Raw genomic sequence first — 5,220 nt, 5'->3', positions numbered from 1 at the left:
TATACAAATAAATTTAACACTCGCATAGTCTCAGCCTCTATAAATGATAATCATCTAGCTGCTCTAAGTGCTGATAATACTATATACCTTATTGATATGATTAGCGATACAATTCTTTTAGAGTATAATATTGGTATAGCCTATGCAATCGATGCAAAGATGGCAAATCCAATATTTCTAAACTCAATTATAGTATATCCAACACTTGATGGTAAGATTATGATTGTTGATAGAGCTAATGGAAGAATTTTACGTGATGCAGTTGTTAGTAGTGAGCCGTTTTTTAATAATATTATATTTCTTGATTTGCTAGGCGATAAAATGTTTGCAGCGAGCGCTACAAAATTTATGGCAATTAACCCTAATGGTGTTAAATATTATGATGGCCAAATAAAAGATGTCTTAATTTACTCTGGTAGAATTTATATTTTCTTAAAAGATGGAGTGGTAGAAATTTTGGATTTAGAGCTAAATAAAATTGGCAGTCAAAACTTTAAATTTGCCATATTTGCAGGTGTAATTCCACAAGATGATAAGCTATATATCTTTGAAAAAACCGGATATATGTTTATAACAGATCTAAATTTGCAAAATACTCAAGTAATTGAGCTAGACTCAGAAATTAGCAAAAAAAGCTTCACAGGTGCGGACGCTTTCTACTATGATAATGAGATACTAAAATTAAAATAATGGATAATAGAATTTGTAATATTTTTAACCAGCGTAAAATTTTACTTAAAAATTTACGCACTCTTGATATTAAAGAGTTTAGTAAAAAGCGTAATTATCAGCTATTTTTAGGCATAGATAAAAGCGGATTTTATAATCTTATCTTTTTTAGAGATTCAAAGAGTAGATTTGTAAATAAAGAACTTGAAGAGCTAAGACAAATTAGCGAACTTGTTAAGAGGAAATTTGATACAAATATAGTTAAATTTGGACTTTTTTACAGCTCGCCGATCTGTTCAAAGGTTCTAAAATCAAATTCAGATTGGAAATTTTATGATTTTATGTGATATTGGAAATACAAATGCCTCATTTTTTGATGGTAGAAGAGTTTGGAATTTAACCATTGATGAATTTATGGCTTATGAGCCAACAGAAAAAATTTACTACATTAATGTAAATGATAAAGCCGAACAAAAACTTTTAAACCATTTATTTATCGATATTTCATCATATATTAAGTTAAATAGCACATATATTGGTTTAGGCATTGATAGGGCTGCTGCATGCTACGCTATAAATAATGGTCTAATCGTAGATGCCGGAAGCGCTATAACACTTGATTTAATGGCAAATGGTTGTCATATTGGTGGTTTTATAATTCCTGGGATATCTACAACGCTTAAAAGTTTGCAAAATATCTCGCCACGACTAAATTTACCACTAAATACAAATATAGATCTAGATTGCCTACCACAACGCACACAAGATGCTATCAGCTATGGAATAATCAAACCGATTGTAAGTTTAATTAGTGATTTTTCAAGCCAAAAAACAATATATTTTACTGGTGGCGATGGGGAGTTTTTATCTAGATTTTTTAACCAATCATTATATGATAAAATGCTGATTTTTCGTGGTATGCAAAGAGCTATAAATGAAAATAAGGAGATTTTATGCTAAGCGTGGCGTTACCAAAGGGTAGAATTGCCCAACAAACTTTGGATATTTTTAGCCAGATTTTTGGAGATCAGTTTGAATTTGAAGATCGTAAGCTTATTATGCAAAAGGGCAATTTTAGATTCTTAATGGTTCGCAATCAAGATATTCCGACATACATAACAGAAGGTGCTGCAGATATCGGCGTAGTTGGCCTTGATGTACTAGAAGAACATAGATGCGATGTGCTTAGATTGCTTGATCTTGGACTTGGGCGATGCAAGGTTTGCATTGGTATTAAAGAAAACCAAAAACTAGACTATAGCAAACCAGAGCTAAAAATTGCTACAAAAATGCCAAATATTACCAAAAATTATTTTGACCAAAAAGCGATTGCAGTTAAGATTATTAAACTTTATGGTTCTATTGAGCTAGCTCCACTTGTTGGACTTAGCGATGCTATTGTGGATATTGTTGAAACTGGCACTACAATGAAACAAAATGGCCTAAAAGTAGCCGAAGAAATAATGACTAGTAGCGCTCATTTGATTGCTAATAAAAATAGTTTTATAACTAAACGTGATGAAATTTTATCACTTTATCATCAGATAAATAGTATAATCCAAAACTAAATTTAAGGCAAAATATGAGTCCATATATTTTTATTCCACTATCTACGCTGATTTTTTTAGGAATAAATTTATATACTTATAAACGTCTTAAACAAAACTTGATATTAATCAAATTTAAATGGAGTTTACGGGTAGTTTTTGGGTTAATATTTTTATTTGAAGTAGCCTATTTTATATCTATTAAAAGCTCTTTGCTACCATCGCTAATCTATCAAATTTCTATCATCTGTATTGGCGTGAGCTTTATGCTTTTTTGTACCATTTTACCATTTCATATTGCGCTACTTTTTATTAGTAAACTTAGTAAAAATTCTCAAAAAATTGCCAAATTTATAATAGATATCTGTGTAATTTTTGGCTTTTTTATGTATATTATAGTAGGTGCTTATAATGCTAATTTTAACACTATTATTACTACTAAAGAAATAAAGATTAAAAATCTTAAAACTCCGCTAAATTTAGCCATAATTACTGATGTACATATCGGACAATTTTATCAAAAAGATTTTATGGCCAGTCTTGTTGATAGGATAAATTTACTCCGTCCAGATGCTTTACTAATCGTAGGCGATTTGGTTGATTTAAAAAGCGATGAGTTAAAAGACTTTCTTGAACCACTCAAAGGTGTTCAGAGTAAATTTGGTACTTTTATGGTTGTTGGAAATCACGAATATTACCATGGCCTTAGTGGGTTATTGGATAAATTTAAAGAGCTTGGAATTAAGGTTTTAGAAAATGAAAATCTTAATATTGGTGGAGTAAATTTAGCTGGTGTTTATGATATTACAGGCTTTAAAATGGGTGAGTTTGTTCCTGATTTTGTCAATGTATTTAATGGTATTAATCCAAATTTACCTACAATTTTGCTTACTCATCAGCCTCGTTCACTCAAATATTTAGAACGTGATGTAGATCTGGTTATTTGTGGACATACGCATGGTGGGCAGATTTTTCCATTTTCGCTCCTAGTATGGCTAAATCAAAAATATGTCTATGGATTATATAATATCAATAATAATATGCAATTATACGTTAGCAGTGGTGCTGGGCTTTGGGGACCGCCATTTAGAGTTTTAACAAATAGTGAGATTGTATATTTAAAACTTAGAGGAGAGTGATATGGATTATAATAAATTTTCAAACTACTTTGGGCTAGTGGCTCACTACAAATTTCCAAAATGGCTACAAAATACTATAAATAATTGGTATGTTAACCATTTTAAAATCGATATGAGCGAATTTAATCCAGCGCATAGTTATGATAGTCTAAACGCACTCTTTACTAGAAAACTAAAATCTCCAAGAATCATTGGTCCTGGCATCGTCTCTCCAAGTGATGGATTAAGCCTAGAATGTGCAAAAGGGGATAATCTAAGAGCTTATAGCATAAAATCACGAGAGTATAATATAGATGAATTGTTAGGCAAATCACTCAAAGTGGGTGAACTAGATGATGAATTTGATTACCTAAATATCTATCTTTCACCACGAGATTACCATCACTATCACGCCCCGTGCGATATACAGATTTTAAGTCTTGAGTATACGCCTGGTAAATTATTTAGCGTAGCAAAAAGCGCTCTTTTAAAACATGATAATCTCTATGCTCAAAACGAACGTGTAACATTAAAAATCCGCCTACAAAATGGCAAACTAGCATGGATGGTTTTTGTAGGGGCATTAAATGTTGGTAAGATGAAATTTGACTTTGAGCCACGAATTACAACTAATGCAAATTTAAGTGCTGCATTTTATGAGTATAATAACTTATACTTAAAAAGTGGTGAACATATCGGCAATTTTGAGCTAGGTTCTACTATTGTAATTATCAGTCAAAATGGTGCTATAAACTACACTATAAAATCAGATGAACCGTTAAAACAGGGTCAAAGCATTGGTAAGCTTGGATAAATCAATATCAAATTAAGCGATTATTATCTATTTAGTAATTGATATTTTAAATGATTATTTAATTTGACTAAAGGCCAATTATAACTTTAGTAATTACTATTCATATAAAATAACTAGCACTTTTTATCAAAGATAAATTATTAAATAGTAATTACTACATTTGAGCAGCTTTTAAACATTTTTAAAAATTTGCAATTTATAACAAATACAAAATAAAGACTATTAATTTAATTTTGCTAAAGCATTCTTAAATACTACCAAATCAAACACTAAACTATTTGTATATTAGTGATACTATTGATAATAAAGCTAAATTCAATCTAAAATATAACTATAAATTATTTAATATTTCAAATATAAGAAAAATGAGAAGTAAGCTAGTTTAAATAACTAAAATTTAAAGATATTTTATCTTGTAGCTTAGCGCTAAAATAAAATAAATTGCAACACCTTATTATTATAAGAGTTGCAATAGTAAAAATTTAGCAAAGTAAATTTGCTAAAATCAAATTTAAAAATACTACCCTACTTCCCAGCTTTTAATTTCGCAGCTAACGTCTCAAGATTCTCAATCCTGCTCTCATGACTTGGGTGCGTGCTTAAAAACTCAAATCCGCCATCACCTGAATGCTCTTGCATCTTTCTCCATAGTGAAGCAGCAGCATCTGGATTGTATCCGGCCATATATGATAATTCTAGCCCAATCTCATCACTTTCACTCTCATGTGAACGGCTAAATGGTAGCGAAATACCCACATTAGCAGCCACATTTGCTACGCCTAATATCGTATTATCTACACCAAACATTGATGCTACGCCAATGAGTCCATTTTTTACTAATTCTTGGCTTTGTTGCTCTCTTACATGCTCTCTTAAAGCATGGGCAATCTCGTGAGCTAAGATAAATGCTATCTCATCATCATTTAATTTTAGTTTTTCTACAATTGCTGTATATACTGCTATTTTACCACCGGCCATACACCAAGCATTAATAGTATCACTAGTAATAACATTAACTTCCCAATTCCATTTAGCGCTATCTTCTCTAAAATATGGCGCTTTGGCAATTAAT

General features: G+C 30.8%; 7 protein-coding genes. 6 read left to right on the top strand and 1 reads right to left on the bottom strand.

Annotated features, from left to right (window positions below; genetic code table 11):
* The 6 genes from J6V67_RS01370 to J6V67_RS01345 form a co-directional block, all read left to right on the top strand.
* Positions 1-690 (top strand): L-seryl-tRNA selenium transferase (locus J6V67_RS01370; protein WP_291857524.1); only part of this gene is annotated, 690 nt, incomplete at its 5' end.
* Complete coding sequence (locus J6V67_RS01365) at positions 690-1,016, top strand: hypothetical protein (RefSeq protein WP_291857522.1); 327 nt, start codon at positions 690-692, stop codon at positions 1,014-1,016. The genes J6V67_RS01370 and J6V67_RS01365, both read left to right, overlap by 1 nt.
* Positions 1,003-1,629, top strand: a complete 627-nt coding sequence (locus J6V67_RS01360; protein ID WP_291857520.1) for a type III pantothenate kinase — start codon at positions 1,003-1,005, stop codon at positions 1,627-1,629. Before J6V67_RS01365 ends, J6V67_RS01360 begins: the two co-directional genes overlap by 14 nt.
* Positions 1,623-2,237, top strand: coding sequence for an ATP phosphoribosyltransferase (gene hisG / locus J6V67_RS01355; protein ID WP_291857518.1), 615 nt, complete (start codon positions 1,623-1,625; stop codon positions 2,235-2,237). Before J6V67_RS01360 ends, hisG begins: the two co-directional genes overlap by 7 nt.
* 14 nt (positions 2,238-2,251) lie before the next feature.
* On the top strand, positions 2,252-3,355 hold the full coding sequence (locus J6V67_RS01350) for a metallophosphoesterase (RefSeq protein WP_291857516.1): 1,104 nt from the start codon (positions 2,252-2,254) through the stop codon (positions 3,353-3,355).
* Position 3,356: 1 nt separating this feature from the next.
* On the top strand, positions 3,357-4,148 hold the full coding sequence (locus J6V67_RS01345; RefSeq protein ID WP_291857513.1) for a phosphatidylserine decarboxylase: 792 nt from the start codon (positions 3,357-3,359) through the stop codon (positions 4,146-4,148).
* Positions 4,149-4,673: 525 nt separating this feature from the next.
* Here J6V67_RS01345 and J6V67_RS01340 read toward each other — a convergent pair.
* Positions 4,674-5,220: M48 family metallopeptidase (locus J6V67_RS01340; RefSeq protein WP_291857511.1), on the bottom strand; the 547-nt coding region annotated here is incomplete at its 5' end.

It is taken from the genome of Campylobacter sp. (assembly GCF_017646085.1).
GTDB lineage: Bacteria > Campylobacterota > Campylobacteria > Campylobacterales > Campylobacteraceae > Campylobacter.
The sequence above is the reverse complement of the archived record's forward strand: the minus strand, read 5'-3'. Positions and strand labels throughout refer to the sequence as shown.

Coding starts and splice junctions, on each gene's coding strand:
- J6V67_RS01365 (WP_291857522.1), top strand. CDS start 690: ATGGATAATAGAATTTGTAATATTTTTAACCAGCGTAAAATTTTACTT.
- J6V67_RS01360 (WP_291857520.1), top strand. CDS start 1,003: ATGATTTTATGTGATATTGGAAATACAAATGCCTCATTTTTTGATGGT.
- hisG (WP_291857518.1), top strand. CDS start 1,623: ATGCTAAGCGTGGCGTTACCAAAGGGTAGAATTGCCCAACAAACTTTG.
- J6V67_RS01350 (WP_291857516.1), top strand. CDS start 2,252: ATGAGTCCATATATTTTTATTCCACTATCTACGCTGATTTTTTTAGGA.
- J6V67_RS01345 (WP_291857513.1), top strand. CDS start 3,357: ATGGATTATAATAAATTTTCAAACTACTTTGGGCTAGTGGCTCACTAC.